We start from the raw sequence: 15371 nt of genomic DNA, 5'->3' as shown, positions 1-15371 counted from the left end.
GGGATCAGGCGGAGGCGGCCACCCCCAGCTCCTCCGCCAGCTCCCGCACCCGCCGCCCGATCTCGTCCCGGACGCGGCGTACGGCGGGGAGGGCCTGCCCGGCCGGGTCGTCCAGGGCCCAGTCGCGGTAGGCGGTGCCCGGGAGGACCGGGCAGGTGTCGCCGCAGCCCATGGTGACGACGAGGTCGGCCGCGCGGACGTCCTCGGGGGCCAGGGCACGGGGGTGCGCCCCGGAGAGGTCGATGCCGGCCTCGGCCATGGCGGCGACCGCCACCGGGTTGACCGCCTCGGCGGGCGCCGACCCGGCCGAGTAGACCTCGACGGCCTCGCCCGCGAGGTGGCGGAGGAAGGCGGCGGCCATCTGGGAGCGCCCGGCGTTGTGGACGCAGAGGAAGAGGACGCGGGGGCGGGCGGGGAGGTGCGCGGGGGACGGCTCAGGCGCGGGCACGGGCGGGGTTCTCCTCGGGGGTGAGGGCGGGGTGACCGTCGGGTTCCTCGGCGGGGAAGAACCGCCGGGTCCGCAGGGCCACGTGGACCAGGCCGATCAGGACGGGCACCTCGATGAGCGGGCCGACGACCCCGGCGAGGGCCTGGCCCGAGGTGGCGCCGAAGGTGGCGAGGGAGACGGCGATGGCGAGTTCGAAGTTGTTCCCGGCGGCCGTGAAGGCGAGCGTGGCCGCCTTCGGGTAGCCGAGTCCGACGGCCCTCCCGAGCGCCAGCGACCCGGCCCACATGACGGCGAAGTAGACGAGCAGCGGCCAAGCGATCCGGACCACGTCCAGCGGACGCGAGGTGACGGCCTCGCCCTGGAGGGCGAAGAGGACCACGACGGTGAAGAGCAGGCCGTACAGGGCGAAGGGGCCCAGGCGGGGGAGGAACGTCCCCTCGTACCAGGCGCGGCCCTTGGCGCGTTCGCCGATCCGCCGGGTGAGGTAGCCGGCGACCAGCGGGATGCCGAGGAAGACCAGGACCGAGCGGGCGATCTCCCAGGCGGAGACGGCGAGCGTGGTCTGCGCGAGGCCGAGCCAGCCCGGCAGGACGGCGAGGTAGAACCAGCCGAGCAGGCCGAAGGCCGCCACCTGGAAGACCGAGTTGACCGCCACCAGCACGGCCGCGGCCTCGCGGTCGCCGCAGGCCAGGTCGTTCCAGATGACGACCATGGCGATGCACCGGGCCAGCCCGACGACGATCAGGCCGGTGCGGTACTCGGGCAGGTCCGGCAGGAAGAGCCAGGCCAGGGCGAACATCAGCGCCGGGCCGAGCACCCAGTTGAGCACCAGGGAGGGGATCAGCAGCCGCCGGTCGCGGGTGACCGCGCCCAGCCGCTCGTACCGCACCTTGGCGAGGACCGGGTACATCATCACCAGCAGGCCCAGCGCGATCGGCAGCGAGACCCCGCTGACCCCTGCCCCGGCCAGCGCGTCGCCGAGGCCCGGGACCGCCCGGCCGAGGGCGAGGCCGGCGGCCATGGCGAGCAGGATCCACCAGGCGAGATGGCGGTCGAGGAAGGCGAGGCGGCCGGGGCTCGGGGCGGGGGCGGTCACGAGGTGGCGGCCGGGTCGGGGGCCGGACGGGTCAGGACGGCGGCGAGCCGGTCGGTGGCGGCGGGCAGCAGCCGGTAGTGGACCCAGGTGCCGCGCCGTTCGGCGGCGATCAGTCCGGCCTGGCGGAGCAGTTTCAGGTGGTGCGAGATGGTCGGCTGGGAGAGGGCGAAGGCCGGGGTGAGGTCGCAGACGCACACCTCGCCGCCGGCCCGCGAGGCGATCATCGAAAGCAGCCGGAGCCGCACCGGGTCCCCGAGCGCCTTGAAGACGGGGGCGAGTTCGGCCGCCTGGTCCTCGTCGAGCGGGGCGGCCAGCAGGGTCGGGCAGCAGCGTTCGGCGGTGCCGGGCCCGGCACCGTCGGCGGAGACCACCGGAAGCTCTTGTTTCGACATGCGTCTATGTTGACAGCCTTCGATGCAGCGCGCAATCTTGCATCGACGTTCATCGATGCAGTCGCCGGGCGGCGGCCTCGGTCCGCGCCTCCGGGCCGCACCCTGCCCGCAGCCCGGCCCGACCCCAGGAGCCCGCCGTGTCCCGTGCCCAGCTCGCCCTCAACGTCCCCGACCTGGACGCCTCCGTCGCCTTCTACTCCCGACTCTTCGGCACCGAGCCGGCCAAACTCCGCCCCGGCTACGCCAACTTCGCCCTCACCGAGCCGCCCCTCAAGCTCGTCCTCATCCAGGGCGAGCCCGGCGGCGAGACCCGCCTCGACCACCTCGGCGTCGAGGTCGCCACCACCGAGGAGGTCACCGCCGCCACCACCCGCCTCAAGGAAGCGGGCCTCGCCACCTTCGAGGAGAACGACACCTCCTGCTGCTACGCCCTCCAGGACAAGGTCTGGGTGCACGGCCCGGGCCGCGAGCCCTGGGAGGTGTACGTGGTGAAGGCCGACGCCGACTCGATGGGCCCGGGTGCGGCCCCGCAGGAGCCGGGCCCGGCGGCAGAAGGCGGCTGCTGCGCGGCGTAAGGCCGGGGCGCGCGCCCGCCGTCAGCCCGGAAACCTCACCTACGCCCCCAGCGCTTCCGCCACCGCCGTGGCGAAGCCCTGGGGGTTGTCGAGCATGACGTTGTGGCCGCAGTCGGGGACGGCCGTCACCGTGACCCCGGCCGCGCGCAGGGCCGGGGTGTCCGCCGGGGGGCCGTCGGGTGCCGGGTGGAGGAAGGTGCGGGGTATCGGGAGGGCGGCGAGCAGGGTGCGCAGGGGAGGGGTGCTGTCGCGGACCAGGTGGACGGAGCTGCGGTGCAGGGCCTCCAGGCCGGCCAGGCGCATCGTCGCCCACCAGGTGGGGCCGGCCGCGTCCCGGACCTCGCGCCAGCCGCCCGCGAGGAACTCCTCCTCGGTGAACGTGGCGATGCCGCGGCTTCCGGCGGCGGGGGAGGCCGGGAGGGTGCCCGGGTCGAGATTGGCGTCGACCAGGACCAGCCGGGAGACCAGCTCCGGGTGGCGGGCCGCCAGGTGGATCGCCACCGAGCCGCCCATGGAGTGGGCGACGACCTCGGCGCCGGTGACCCCGGCCGCGCGGAGCGCCGTCGCCAGGGCGTCGGCGTGGGACTCCAGACGGTAGTCGAAGGCGGTGGGGCGGTCGCTGAGGCCGAAGCCGAGCAGGTCGACGAGGAGGGAGCGGGGGCCGGTGAGCAGCGGGTGGCAGGCCGCCGCCGCGAAGTAGGCGGGCGCACTGGCGCCCAGCCCGTGCACGTAGACCCGGGGTGGCCGCTCGCCCCGCTCGTCGCCGCCGGGGATCTCCACCCAGCGCATCCGGTCGCCGTCCGGCGTCACCACCGCGTCGCGCACTCCGTACCTCCCGCCCGGCCCGTGACGGACCGCCCCCGCGGCACCGCACCCCTCGGCGCGGCCACCGTGGCCGCGCTGTCGTCGAGCGTAGTCACGGCCACCGACAACCGGCCTGCCCGTGAGCGGACGCACCGCCCCGGAAAGCGGAGTGGCCGGTACTCCCTGTACCTGCCCTCAGGCGGCCATGTCATCATCGACCGCTCAACCACCCGGCCCCCCGCGTCGTCTGGTACAGCGGGACGTCGCCACGCTCCCGGCGTGCGCCAGGCGTCCCCGCTGTCCGGCCGATCCGCCCGCCACCCGTACTGTTCCGGAGGACCCGACCCGTACCGAAGCAGCCGCCCTGACCCGGTCTCACCCCCCACCCGCCGCTCCGGCCCGTCCGCCTCCTGGCGTCGCGCCGGGACGCAGCGCCCGGCCAAGGCCACCGCTCGCTGCCACCTGGCCCGCAGCGCTCCACCGTCCGTCTCTCGTCCCGCGCGGCCCCGTCGCGCGGACCCGGCCCCGGGACAGGGGCAGCGGGGTCACGGCGTCGCCGGTCCTCCCGGTCTCCCGTCAGGGACCGGCGGCCGGAACCGCCGCCCGGCCCGTCGGCGTATTCCACCGGAGTACGGCCGCGGGAGGGGAGTCCGGCCCCGCCCACCTGTCCGCCACACTTCACAGATGCGAGCACCTGTCATGCCCATAGCCACACCCATACGCACCGTACGTACCGCACGTTCCTCCATAGCCGGCTGGCTCACCCGCCGTTATCTCAGCCGACTCCGCCGCAAGGGCACCACACTCGATCTGAACGCCCTGTCCAAGCTCCCCGAACCGGCCCTGCTGCCGCTCCGCCGCGACGGCCTCGACCCCGTCCCCGAGATCGGCGCCCTGCGCGACCGCGAGCCCGTCAGCCGGCTCCCCGTCCCCGCCGTCCCGGTCTGGCTGGTCACCGGCTACGACGAGGCCAAGGAAGTCCTGGGCGACGCCCGCGCCTTCAGCAACGATTTCGCCCACCTGGTCGGTACCAACGGCGTCGCCGAGCACCACGAACCGGGTGGCCTCGGTTTCGCCGACCCGCCGGACCACACCCGGCTGCGCCGTCTGCTCACCCCCGAGTTCACCATGCGGCGCCTGAACCGGCTCACCCCGCTGATCCACTCGATCATCGAGGAGCGGCTGGACGCGCTGGAGGCCGCCGCCGACGCGGACGGCCGCGTCGACCTGGTCGAGCACTTCGCCCTGCCCGTCCCGGCCCTGGTCATCTGCGAACTCCTCGGCGTCCCCTACGAGGAGCGCGACGCCTTCCAGCAGTTCTCGGTGGCCCGCTTCGACGTGCTCGGCGGCCTCGGGGCCTCCTTCGGGGCGATCTCGCAGTCCCGCGAGTACCTGCGGGGCGTCATCGCGCAGCAGCGCCGCGAGCCCGGCGACGGCCTCCTCGGCATGATCATCCGCGAGCATGGGGACGCCGTCACCGACGAGGAGCTGACCGGCCTCGCCGACGGCGTCCTCACCGGGGGCCTGGAGACCACGGCCAGCATGCTCGCGCTGGGCACCCTCGTCATGCTCCAGGACCGCACCCACTTCACGGCGATCCGCGAGGCCGAGGACCCGGGCGCCGTCGCCACCCCGTTCGTCGACGAACTCCTGCGCCACCTCACCGTCGTGCAGACCGCCTTCCCGCGCTTCGCCCGCGAGAACACCGTCGTCGGCGGCCAGGCCATCTCGGCCGGCGACATCGTCATCGTCTCGCTGAGCGCCGCCGACCGCGACAAGCGGCTCGGCCCCGAGATGGACGCCTTCGACCCGTCCCGCCCGCCGGCCTCCTCGCACCTCGCCTTCGGCTACGGCATCCACCGCTGCGTCGGCGCCGAACTCGGCCGGATGGAACTGCGCGCCGCCTTCCCCCTCCTGGTCGAGCGCTTCCCGGCCCTGCGCCTCGCGGTGGAGCCCCAGGAGCTGGAGTTCCGCAAGCTCTCCATCGTCTACGGCGTGGACTCGCTGCCGGTCCGCCTGAAGTGACGCCGCCCGGCCCGGGCGATGTTTCACGTGAAACATCGCCCGATGCCCGGGTTGTGCGGGGGTGGGCTCAGGTGCCCTCCTCCGCCGTCTCCACGACGAGGCCGGGCAACCCCTCCAGCACCCCGGCCAGGTGATCCGCCGCCAGGCCCCCGCCCTGAGCGGTACGCGCACTGCCGCCGCCCCGGCCGCCCAGCAGCCGCTTGACCAGGGCGTCGGCGGCCAGCCCCGCCGCCGGGGCGGTCTCGGTGACGGCGGTGACGACGACCGCCCGGCCGCCGGTGCCGCTCCCGACCGCCACGACGCCGGGGCGCCCGGCGGGCAGCGCGTCCCGGACCGCGGTGGCGAGCGCGCGGGCGGCCTCGGCTCCCTCGTCGGTCGTCGCGGTGACCACCAGGGCCGGGCCGGTGTCGGTGGCCTCCCGCGCCAGCCGCGCGGCCCGCGCCGCCACGGCGTCCTGGCGCAGGCGGGCGTTCTCCCGCTCGGTGGCCTTGAGGCGGTCCAGCAGCCCGGAGATCCGCTCGGGGAGTTCGGCCCTCGGGGCGCCGAGCTGCTGGGCGAGCTGGGCGGCCAGGTCCCGTTCGCGGGCCAGGTAGCCGAAGCCCTCGATGCCCACGGCGGCCTCCAGGCGGCGCATGCCCGCACCGACCGAGGCTTCGCCGGTCAGCGCGATCACGCCGATCTGCGAGGTGTGCGCGACATGGGTGCCGCCGCAGAGTTCGCGCGACCACGGGCCGCCGATCTCCACCACCCGCACCTCCTCGCCGTACGTCTCGTCGAAGAGGGCCAGCGCGCCGAGTTCCCGCGCCTCGGCCAGCGGCATCCAGCGGACGCCGACGGGCAGGTCGCGGCGGAGCGCCTGGTTGGCCGCCTCCTCCACCTCGCTGCGGGCGGCCGGGGTCAGGGCGCCGCGCCAGGGGAAGTCCAGGCGGAGGTGGCCCGGCCGGTTGTAGGAGCCGGACTGGAGCGCGGCCGGGCCCAGCACCTGGCGCAGCGCGGCGTGCAGGACGTGCGTACCGGAGTGGGCCTGGCGGGCGCCGAGTCGCCATTCGGGGTCGACGGTGGCCTCGACCTCGTCGCCGGGGGCGAGTTCGCCGGCCAGGACGCGCACGCGGTGGACGACGAGGCCGGGCAGGGGCCGCTGCACGTCGACGACCTCGGCCTCGACGGAGGCGCCGGTGAGGTGCCCGGCGTCGGCGGCCTGGCCGCCCGACTCGGCGTAGAAGGGGGTGCGGTCGAGGACGACGGTGGCGAGCTGCCCGGCGGTGGCGACGGGCAGCGGACCCTCGGCGCCGAGTACGGCCCGTACGGTGGCGCGGGTGGTGAGCTTCTCCCAGGCCAGCCACTCGGTGGGCCCTGAGGCGTCCAGGACCGCGCGCAGGGCCGAGGTGTCGCCGGTGCCGCCGGACTTGCGGGCGCGGGCGTCGGCGCGGGCCCGTTCGCGCTGGTCCTCCATGAGCGCGGTGAACCCCGCGCGGTCGACCTCGACGCCCTGCTCGGCGGCCATCTCCAGGGTGAGGTCGATGGGGAAGCCGTAGGTGTCGTGGAGCTGGAACGCCTGCGCGCCGGGCAGCGCCGTGCCGCCCTCCGCGCGGACCTTGGCGACGGCGGTGTCCAGCACGGTGGTGCCCTGCTGGAGCGTGGCCCGGAACGCCTCCTCCTCGGCGTACGCCTGCTCGGCGATGCGCGGGAAGGACTCGGCGACCTCCGGGTAGCCGTACGCCATCAGGTCGCGGGCGACCGGCAGCAGGGCGGGGAGAGCCGGGTCCGGGTACCCGAGCTGGCGGACGGAGCGGACGGCGCGGCGCAGCATTCGGCGCAGGACGTAACCGCGCCCCTCGTTGGTGGGGGAGACCCCGTCGGCCAGCAGCATCAGGGCGGTGCGGACGTGGTCGGCGACGACGCGGAGGCGGACGTCGGCGGCGGCGTCGGAGCCGTAGCGGGTCCCGGTCAGCTCGGCGGCGGCGTCCAGGACCGGGCGGGTCTCGTCGATCTCGTAGAGGTTCGGCTTGTCCTGGAGGAGGGTGGCCATCCGCTCCAGCCCCAGGCCGGTGTCGATGTTGCGGTGCGGGAGTTCGCCGAGGATCGGGTACCCCGACTTGCCGTGCCCCTCGCCGCGTTCGTCCTGCATGAAGACGAGGTTCCAGAACTCCATGAAGCGGTCCTCGTCCACGGCAGGGCCGCCCTCCGGGCCGAAGGCCGGGCCCCGGTCGTAGTACAGCTCGGAGGAGGGGCCGCAGGGGCCGGGGACGCCCATGGACCAGAAGTTGTCCTCGTCGCCCCGGTCCACGATCCGCGCGTCGGGCAGCCCGGCGGTCCGGCGCCACAGGGCGCGGGCCTCGGTGTCGGTGTGGTGGACGGTGACCCAGATCCGGGCCGGGTCCAGGCCGTAGCCGCCGTCGGCGACGGGGGTGGTGGACAGCTCCCAGGCGAGGGCGATCGCCTCCTCCTTGAAGTAGTCGCCGAAGGAGAAGTTGCCCGCCATCTGGAAGAACGAGCCGTGCCGGGTGGTCCGGCCGACCTCCTCGATGTCCAGGGTGCGCACGCACTTCTGCACGCTGGTGGCGCGCGGCCACGGCGCCGGCACCTCACCGGTCAGGTACGGCTTGAACGGCACCATGCCCGCGTTGACGAAGAGCAGCGTCGGGTCCGGCGTCGGCAGCGGCGCGCTCGGCACGGGGGTGTGGCCGCGCGCCGTGAAGTGGTCGAGGAAGCGGCTGCGGATGTCGGCGGTACGCACGGGTGCCTCCGGAGGGGTGGGGGAGAGGGGGGGGAAGGGCTCGGCGGGGGAAGCCGTGGGTCCGTCCGGCGTACCACGGCCCGGGTCAGACGAGGGCGGGCGCCGCGCGGCCGACGGGGTGCAGGGCGGCGTACTCCAGCGGGGCGGAGGGGTCGGCCGAGAGGTCGAGCGGCGCCGGTGCGGCCCCGGCCCGCACCAGCAGGTCGCCGACGGCGGCGATCATCGCGCCGTTGTCGGTGCAGAGCCGGAGCGGCGGCACCCGCAGCGCGATCCCGGCCGCCCGGCACCGCTCCTCGGCCAGCGCCCGGACCCGCGAGTTGGCGGCCACCCCGCCGACCACGACGAGCGTGCCCACCCCGTGCTCCCGGCAGGCGGCGACCGCCTTGCGGGTCAGCACGTCGGCCACCGCCTCCTGGAGCGAGGCCGCGCCGTCGGCGAGCGGCGGCTGCTCACCTTTGGCCCGGTACCGCTCGGCCCAGCGCGCGGCGGCCGTCTTCAGCCCGGAGAAGGAGAAGGCGTACGGGTCGTCGCGCGGCCCGGTCAGCGGCCGGGGGAAGGCCACGGCGCCCGGGTCGCCCTCGCGGGCCGCCCGGTCGATCGCGGGTCCGCCGGGATAGGGCAGCCCGAAGAGGCGGGCGGCCTTGTCGAAGCACTCCCCGGCCGCGTCGTCCAGGGTGTCCCCGAGGTGGACGACCGGGTCCCGGGCCAGGTCGCGGACGAGGAGGAGGGAGGTGTGGCCGCCGGAGACGATCAGCACCACACAGGGGTCGGGCAGCGGCCCGTGCTCCAGGGTGTCGGCGGCGACGTGCCCGGCCAGGTGGTGCACGCCGTACAGCGGGACCCCGAGGCTGTGGGCGAGCGTCTTCGCCCCGGCCAGCCCGACCTGGAGCGCCCCCGACAGACCGGGCCCGGTGGTCACGGCGACCGCCCCGACGTCGGCCGGCCGCAGCCCGGCCCGGTCGAGCGCCTCGCGCACCACCGGCGTGAACGCCTCCAGGTGGGCGCGGGCGGCGATCTCGGGCACCACCCCGCCGAACCGCACGTGCTCGTCCATGCTGGACGCGAGGGCCTGCCCGAGCAGCCGCCCGTCCCTGACCAGTCCCGCGCCGGTCTCGTTGCAGGACGACTCGACCCCCAGGACGATCCGTGCCGCCCATGGAGCCCACCCGCCTCACCCTTGTTGCTCACAGATTGTTCTTGCAACCAGTGTGCAACAAGGGGGCGGGCTGTCGCGTCCGGTACCTGTCGATCGCCCCGATCGCCCCGATCGCCCGGACGGGCCGAACCGGCCGGCGCCTATGCCTTTTCCGACATGACGCGGTCGGTTCCCCGGGCGACCCGCCCGGCCAGGAAGGCGAAGACCAGCGCCAGCGCCGCCTGCACGGTCACCGCGACCGCGAACCCGTGCGGCAGCCCGGACGCGGAGCCGCCCCCCTGGCCGTCGGCCACGGCGTGGAAGACGCCGCCCAGGAGCGCCACCCCGAGGCCGAGCCCCAGCTGCTGCAAGGTGGTGAAGAGGCCGCCGGCGACCCCGGCCGCCCAGGTCGGGGTGCGGGACAGCACGGTGCGCAGGACCGGCCCGTACATCAGGGCCTGGGTGACGCCGAGCAGGATCAGCAGCGGGTGGAGGGCGGCCGGGGCCCGGCCCTGCGCGCCGTTCACGGTGACGGCGAGGGCGAGCAGGACGGCGGCCTGGCCGAGCGCGGCGCCGGTCATCGTCCAGCGGCCGGTGCGCCGTTCCACGGCGGGCAGGGCGAGGGCGGTGGCGATGAAGGCCGCGCCGAACCCGAGCAGCAGCACCACCGCACCCCAGGCGTCCGCGCCGAACGCGCCCTGGGAGAGGGCCGAGAACTCGTACAGGAACGCGCCGTAGCCGGTGAAGAAGAGCAGGGTCATGATCAGGCCCTGGCGGACGGCCGGGGTGCGCAGCACGGCCGGCGGGACGACGGGCAGTTCGCCCCGGCGTTCGGCGGCGCGCTGCGAGCGGGCGAAGGCGGCGAGGACGGCGCCGCCCGCCGCCAGCATCGCGAGGACGAGGGCGGGGCCGCCCGCCGAGGTGCCCAGCGTCAGCGGCACCACGACGAGGAGCAGACCCGTGCCGAGAAGCGCCGCCCCGCGCAGGTCGAGGGCGAGCGGCGCCGTCGAGCGCGACTCGGGGACCGTCCGCAGGCCGAGGAGGGCGGCCGCGCCGATGGCCCCGGTCAGGGCCTGGACCAGCCGCCAGCCCCAGTGGTCCCCGGCCGTCTGCGCGACGACGCCCGCGAGGAGCTGCCCGGTGACGGTCGCGATGCCGCTGACGGCGGCGAAGAGCGTGACGCCCAGCGTCCGCAGCCGCTCCGGCGCCGTGGCCTGGATCGTCGACAGCACCTGCGGGGTGAACAGGCCCGCCGCCACGCCCAGGACGGCCCGCAGGGCGACCAGGGTGACCAGGTTCGGCGCCAGCGCGGCCAGCACCGAGGCCACCCCGAACGTCCCGGCTCCGGCCGCCAGCAGCCGCCGCCTGCCGTACCGGTCGCCGAGCCGCCCCGCGACGACCAGCGTCGCGGCGAACGCCGTGGTGTACCCGGAGAGCACCAGCTGCCCGCCCGAGACGGTCACGCCGAGATCGGTGACGATCGCCGGTTCGAGCAGGTTGACCGAGCCGAACGTCATGTTCACGGGGAGGTAGGCGAGAAGCAGCACGGCGAGGCCGGCGCCGGTGAGGGCACGCACCGGGCGCGGCCCTGGGGCGGGCGTCGCGGAGCCCGTGGCGGACTCGGCGGGAGCGGTCTGTGGGGTCATGACACCGACCCTGGACCGCCCGCCATCCTGGTACCAGGAGTCCCCTTGTACGGGTACTGGCACCACCTGGATGTGCCCGCCCGAAGGCCCCACACTGGCAGGGTGACCTCCTCGACAGCCGACCGCGACGCCCTCGGCGCCTTCCTGCGCGCCCGCCGTGCCCGCATCTCCCCGGGCGAGGCGGGCCTGCCCGCCGGCGGCCGCCGCCGCACCCCCGGCCTGCGTCGTGAGGAGGTCGCGCAGCTCGCCGGGATCGGCGTCACCTGGTACACCTGGCTCGAACAGGGGCGGGCGCGGAACGCCTCCGACCAGGTCCTGGACGCGGTCGCCCGCGTCCTGCGCCTGGACGCCGCCGAACACCGGCACCTGCGCGTCCTCGCCGGCCGGGGCACCGCCACCGAACCGGGCCCGCCCATGGACCTGCGCCCCGAGCACACCACCCTGCTCGCCAAGTTCCTGCCGTACCCGGCCGCCGTGCAGACCGACTGCTACGACCTGGTCGCCGCCAACCGCGCCTACCGCTACCTCTTCGCCGACCTCGACGCCTACCCGGTCGAGGAACGCAACTGCGCCTGGCTGATGTTCACCGAGCCGCGCTGGCGCGACAGCCTGGTCGACGAGGAGACCGTCCTGCGCGAGATCACCGCCCGCCTCCGCGCCCGCCAGCCGGAACACCGCGACAACCCCCGCTGGAACGCGCTCCTCACCCGCCTGCGCCAGGAGTCCCCCGACTTCGTCCGGCTCTGGGAGTCGTACGATGTGGCCGGCGACCGCACCCAGCTGCGCCGCTACCGCTCGCCGCGCGTCGGCGCCCTCGACGTCCAGTTCCAGAGCCTGTGGCTGGACCGGGCCCGGGGTGAGCGGATCATCGTCATGACGCCCGCCGACGCCACCACCACGCAGCGGCTGGAGCGGCTCGACTCGCTGGTCGGCGCCGCCCCGGCATGGACCTCCGGCTGCGGCTCCGCGGCCGGCGGTGAGGCGGTCCAGGCGTAAGAGGCTCCCGCAGGGGAGGCTCAGGGCACCGCCAGCGGGATCTCGCACCACACCGTCTTGCCGTTGCCGCGCGGCTCCACACCCCAGTCGCTGGTCAGTTCCTCGACCAGGAGCATGCCCCGCCCCGAGGTCGCCTGGCCGGTGGCGGCCCGGCGGCGCGGGGAGGCGGGGGAGGCGTCGGTGACGGAGAGCCGCAGGGCCCGGCCGCCGTCCTCGCGCCGTACCGGGCGGGCGGTCAGCAGGGTCTCGCCGCCGCTGTGCAGCAGGGCGTTGGTGACGAGTTCGCAGGTGAGCAGTACGGCGGTGTCGGCGAGGGAGTCCAGCTGCCAGCCCTCCAGCGCCACCCGCAGATCCTGCCGGGCCGCCCGCAGCGCCTCCGGATCGCCCGGCGCGATCACCGCCTCCATCAGCTGCGCCGGGGTCGAAGGCCCCGCCAGCCGCCGCAGCACCAGCAGCGCCACGTCGTCCTCCTCGCCCGTGTACGGCGCCATCGCGCCCAGCAGGTGGTCCGCGAGCCGCTCCGGTTCGCCGGGCCCCTCCCGCAGCGCCTCCAGGAGCCGGACCCGCCCCGTGTCGATGTCCTGGGTGCGGGACTCGAAGAGCCCGTCGGTGCAGAGCAGCAGGGTGGAGCCGGGTTCGAGGACGGTCTCGTACGCCGGGTAGACGGGCTGGGCCTCCGGGGAGGTCAGGCCGAGAGGGAGGCCGCCGGGGATGTCGAGGGAGGCGGTGGTGCCGTCGGCGAGCCGCAGCGCGGGGTCCGGGTGGCCGGCCCGCACGATCGTGGTCAGGCCGGTGCGCGGGTCGAGGACGGCGAGCAGGCAGGTGGCGAAGCGCCCGGTGTCGAGTTCGGTGAGGAAGACCGAGCCGCGCGCCATCACGGTCGTCGGCGGGTGCCCCTCGGCCGCGTACGCCCGCAGCGCGATGCGGAGCTGGCCCATGATGGCGGCGGCCGTCACGTCGTGGCCCTGCACGTCGCCGATGACCGCCCCCACCCGCCCGTCGGAGAGCAGCAGCGCGTCGTACCAGTCGCCGCCGATGCCGCCCCGCGCCCGCGTGGGCCGGTAGCGGGCGGCCAGCTCGACGCCGGGGGAGTGGGGCAGGTGCCCGGGGAGCATGGCCGTCTGGAGGCCGGCGGCCAGCTCGTGCTCCTGGTCGTAGAGGAGGGCGCGTTGCAGGGCCTGGGCGATGACCTTGCCGAGGGCGCGCAGCACGGTCTGCTCGTCCTGCGGGAAGTGGGCGCGGCCCTCGTAGGTGAGGCCGACGGCGCCGATGGCGTCGCCCTGGGCGATCAGCGGGAGGTAGACGGCCGCGGCGGCCTGGGGGAACTCCCGTACGTACGGTTCGAGCGACGGGTACCGCTCGACGAACTCCTGGCGGCCCAGGAGGAAGACGGCCTCCCGGGAACGGGCCGCCTCGGTGAGCGGCAGCGGCTGTTCCAGGCGGGAGAGGTGGAAGTCGCGCAGCAGGTCGGCGGGGATGCCGTTGGCGCCGATCAGCCGGATGTGCCCGGCGTCGACCATGCCCAGGATGATGCTGGAGGCGCCGATCTGCTCCAGCAGCCGGTCGGAGGTGAGCGCCTCGGCGAGGTCGTCCAGGGTGAGGGTCGGGACCAGGGTGTCGCTGACGTGCCCCACGATGTCGGCCTGGCGGCGCCGCTCGCTGCGGGCGCGGCGCAGTTCCTCCGTCTGGTCGACGGCGCGCAGCTCCTGGCTGGCGTCCCGGATGATCCCGATGACCCGGACCGGCCTGCCCTGCCGGTCGGTGATCACGTGGCCCTGGGTGTGGGTCCAGCGCAGTGCGCCGTTCGGGTGCCGCACCCGGAAGTACAGGCTGAAGCTGGACCGCTCCCGCATGGCCCGCTCCACCTGCTCCTGGACCGCCGGCAGCTCCACCGGCAGCATCCGCTCGCCGAGCGTCTCCAGCCGCCCGTCGAACTCCCCGGGCCGGAACCCCATGACCGTCTCGCCGCCCCGGTCGTACCCGAGCCTGTTGTCGGCGAGGCTCCAGGTGAAGGTGCCCATGTTGTTGACGGCCAGCGCCACCCGGGCGGTGGACAGGGGCTCGGACGGCGCGTCGGTCTGCGGATCGGGTTCGCCGGACGCCGCGGCGCTGCGCTGCATGAGCCTCCTCCTGCCCCGGCCCCGGACCTGGCCGCAACGGCACTCGGTACACGGCCGAGGCCCCCGGCCGCGCCGCACACGCGACCCGCCAGGGTGGCCGACCCTCCCATTCTGCGCGGAAACGGGCGGGTGTGCCTGTCCTGGCCACCCGCCCTCACCCCGTCCGGGGCACTCGATCCGGCTCCCGGTCCCCGGCCTGGTCCCACCGCCGTATCTCCCCGGCCAGCAGCACCGCCACCCCCGCCACGACGAACAGCGTCGCTCCCATCCCCAGTGCCATGCGCAGGTCCGCCCCCACGACGGCGAGGTAGACCTCGTGGGAGACCTCCACCGTCTCGCGCACCGCTCCGTCCCAGGCGAGATACCGCCCCGCACCGTGTTCCTCGGGCGCCTGGAAGTGCCCGTACGGTCCGGCGAAGGTGGAGGCGAGCGTGGCGACCGCCGCCACCAGTCCCCCGCCGAGTCCCAGCTGCGCCGTTCCGGGCAGACACCGGAAGGCGTCCCACAGCGTGGCCTTGCTGACCCGGGCCAGCAGGAGCCGGGCCATCGCCGTCACGAAGACGGGCAGCGCCAGCAGGAGGGCGACCAGCGGAACCCCAGGATTCCACTGCGGCGGTACGAGACCGGGTATCCAGGTCAGCGCGGCGAGCAGGATCAGCGCACCGCCAGGCACCAGGCCGAACCCCGCGTGGATCAGGTAACTCCGCTTCATGCGCGTCAGCATCGCACCAGGCCACAGCGGTAATTCGGCTGCGTCGCGCCCACCCGGCGTGAAAGCATCCCCGCGCATCGCACCGCGCATCGCGCACGTCGCGCGCCCGCCGACCGGAAGGCCCCCATGTTCACGCTCCCCCTCGGCCCCGAGGGCGCCGAACTCCGCCCGCTGGAGATCTGGCAGGCGGACGAGTTCCTCGCCCACATGGACCGCGCACGGGAGACCGTGGGCGAGCGGAACGGCCTGCCGGACGTCGTCCGGGACCTCACCGAGAGCCGCGCCTTCCTCAGGACCTACGCGGAGCGGCAGGCGGCCGACGCCGGGCGGCTGTACGGGATCTGGCTGGACGGAACGCTCGTCGGCGGCGTCCTCTTCCGCACCTTCGACCCCGTGCACGGCGTGGCCGAGGCCGGCTGCTGGCTGGAGCCCGCAGCGGTCGGGCGGGGCCTGGTGACGCGGGCCTGCCGGACGGTCATCGACTGGGCGTTCACGGTGCGCGGGATGCGCCGCGTCGAGTGGCACGTGGCCACGGACAACGAGCCGAGCATCGCCGTCGCCCGCCGCCTCGGCATGACCCGCGAGGGCGTCCAGCGCTCGGCCTACGTCCACCGGGGCCGACGCCTCGACATGGAGCTGTGGGCGGTCCTGTCGGAGGAGTGGGACCAGCCCGCGAGCTGACCCG

13 protein-coding genes are annotated in these 15371 nt (G+C 75.2%); 4 read left to right on the top strand and 9 right to left on the bottom strand.

Translation table 11 applies throughout. From position 1 onward, the window contains the following. Positions 1-4 precede the first annotated feature (4 nt). Genes IF45_RS0110655 through IF45_RS0110645 form a run of 3 tightly spaced genes read right to left on the bottom strand, consistent with a single transcriptional unit; the run spans position 5 to position 1936 of the window. The gene (locus IF45_RS0110655) at positions 5-448 is read right to left on the bottom strand and encodes an arsenate reductase ArsC (RefSeq protein WP_015507603.1); all 444 of its coding nucleotides are present in this window, start codon (positions 446-448) and stop codon (positions 5-7) included. Continuing rightward, the gene (gene arsB / locus IF45_RS0110650) at positions 435-1544 is read right to left on the bottom strand and encodes an ACR3 family arsenite efflux transporter (protein ID WP_030306981.1); all 1110 of its coding nucleotides are present in this window, start codon (positions 1542-1544) and stop codon (positions 435-437) included. Before arsB ends, IF45_RS0110655 begins: the two co-directional genes overlap by 14 nt. Beyond that, a complete protein-coding gene (locus tag IF45_RS0110645; RefSeq protein ID WP_030306979.1) occupies positions 1541-1936 on the bottom strand; it encodes an ArsR/SmtB family transcription factor in 396 nt (131 codons plus the stop codon). Before IF45_RS0110645 ends, arsB begins: the two co-directional genes overlap by 4 nt. A 137-nt stretch (positions 1937-2073) precedes the next feature. Here IF45_RS0110645 and IF45_RS0110640 point away from each other — a divergent pair, with 137 nt between their 5' ends. Continuing rightward, positions 2074-2511 carry an ArsI/CadI family heavy metal resistance metalloenzyme gene (locus tag IF45_RS0110640; protein ID WP_030306977.1) on the top strand — a complete coding sequence of 146 codons (438 nt, stop codon included), beginning with the start codon at positions 2074-2076 and terminating at the stop codon, positions 2509-2511. 39 nt (positions 2512-2550) lie between these two features. Here the strand turns inward: IF45_RS0110640 and IF45_RS0110635 are convergent, their stop codons facing one another. After that, positions 2551-3336: an alpha/beta fold hydrolase gene (locus IF45_RS0110635; RefSeq protein WP_018470134.1), complete on the bottom strand. Its 786-nt coding sequence runs from the start codon at positions 3334-3336 to the stop codon at positions 2551-2553. A 678-nt stretch (positions 3337-4014) separates the two neighbouring features. Here IF45_RS0110635 and IF45_RS0110630 point away from each other — a divergent pair. Further along, entirely contained in the window at positions 4015-5340 is a 1326-nt protein-coding gene (locus tag IF45_RS0110630) for a cytochrome P450 (protein WP_008408960.1), read from the top strand. Positions 5341-5407: 67 nt separating this feature from the next. Here the strand turns inward: IF45_RS0110630 and alaS are convergent, their stop codons facing one another. The 3 genes from alaS to IF45_RS0110615 all read right to left on the bottom strand — a co-directional run bounded on the left by alaS (position 5408) and on the right by IF45_RS0110615 (position 10858). After that, positions 5408-8077: an alanine--tRNA ligase gene (alaS, locus tag IF45_RS0110625; protein ID WP_030306974.1), complete on the bottom strand. Its 2670-nt coding sequence runs from the start codon at positions 8075-8077 to the stop codon at positions 5408-5410. 85 nt (positions 8078-8162) lie between these two features. Next, positions 8163-9221: a tRNA (adenosine(37)-N6)-threonylcarbamoyltransferase complex transferase subunit TsaD gene (gene tsaD / locus IF45_RS0110620; protein ID WP_030306972.1), complete on the bottom strand. Its 1059-nt coding sequence runs from the start codon at positions 9219-9221 to the stop codon at positions 8163-8165. Between the two features lie 152 nt (positions 9222-9373). After that, positions 9374-10858, bottom strand: a complete 1485-nt coding sequence (locus tag IF45_RS0110615; protein WP_030306970.1) for an MFS transporter — start codon at positions 10856-10858, stop codon at positions 9374-9376. A gap of 102 nt (positions 10859-10960) precedes the next feature. Between IF45_RS0110615 and IF45_RS0110610 the strand changes: the two genes are divergently transcribed. Then, positions 10961-11854 (top strand): helix-turn-helix transcriptional regulator, encoded by an 894-nt coding sequence (locus IF45_RS0110610; RefSeq protein WP_030306968.1) that lies wholly within the window; start codon positions 10961-10963, stop codon positions 11852-11854. A 20-nt stretch (positions 11855-11874) separates the two neighbouring features. Here IF45_RS0110610 and IF45_RS0110605 read toward each other — a convergent pair whose 3' ends face one another. After that, positions 11875-13974 (bottom strand): SpoIIE family protein phosphatase, encoded by a 2100-nt coding sequence (locus IF45_RS0110605; protein WP_003949149.1) that lies wholly within the window; start codon positions 13972-13974, stop codon positions 11875-11877. 154 nt (positions 13975-14128) lie between these two features. Continuing rightward, positions 14129-14686, bottom strand: a complete 558-nt coding sequence (locus tag IF45_RS0110600) for a hypothetical protein (RefSeq protein WP_239694182.1) — start codon at positions 14684-14686, stop codon at positions 14129-14131. Positions 14687-14812: 126 nt separating this feature from the next. On the opposite strand from IF45_RS0110600, the gene IF45_RS0110595 reads away from it, so the two are divergent. Next, positions 14813-15367, top strand: a complete 555-nt coding sequence (locus IF45_RS0110595; protein WP_008408973.1) for a GNAT family N-acetyltransferase — start codon at positions 14813-14815, stop codon at positions 15365-15367. The last annotated feature ends 4 nt before the right edge of the window (positions 15368-15371 follow it).

The sequence above is a fragment of the Streptomyces albidoflavus genome, assembly GCF_000719955.1.
Lineage (GTDB): Bacteria > Actinomycetota > Actinomycetes > Streptomycetales > Streptomycetaceae > Streptomyces > Streptomyces albidoflavus.
This window is presented reverse-complemented; position numbering and strand designations above follow the sequence as displayed.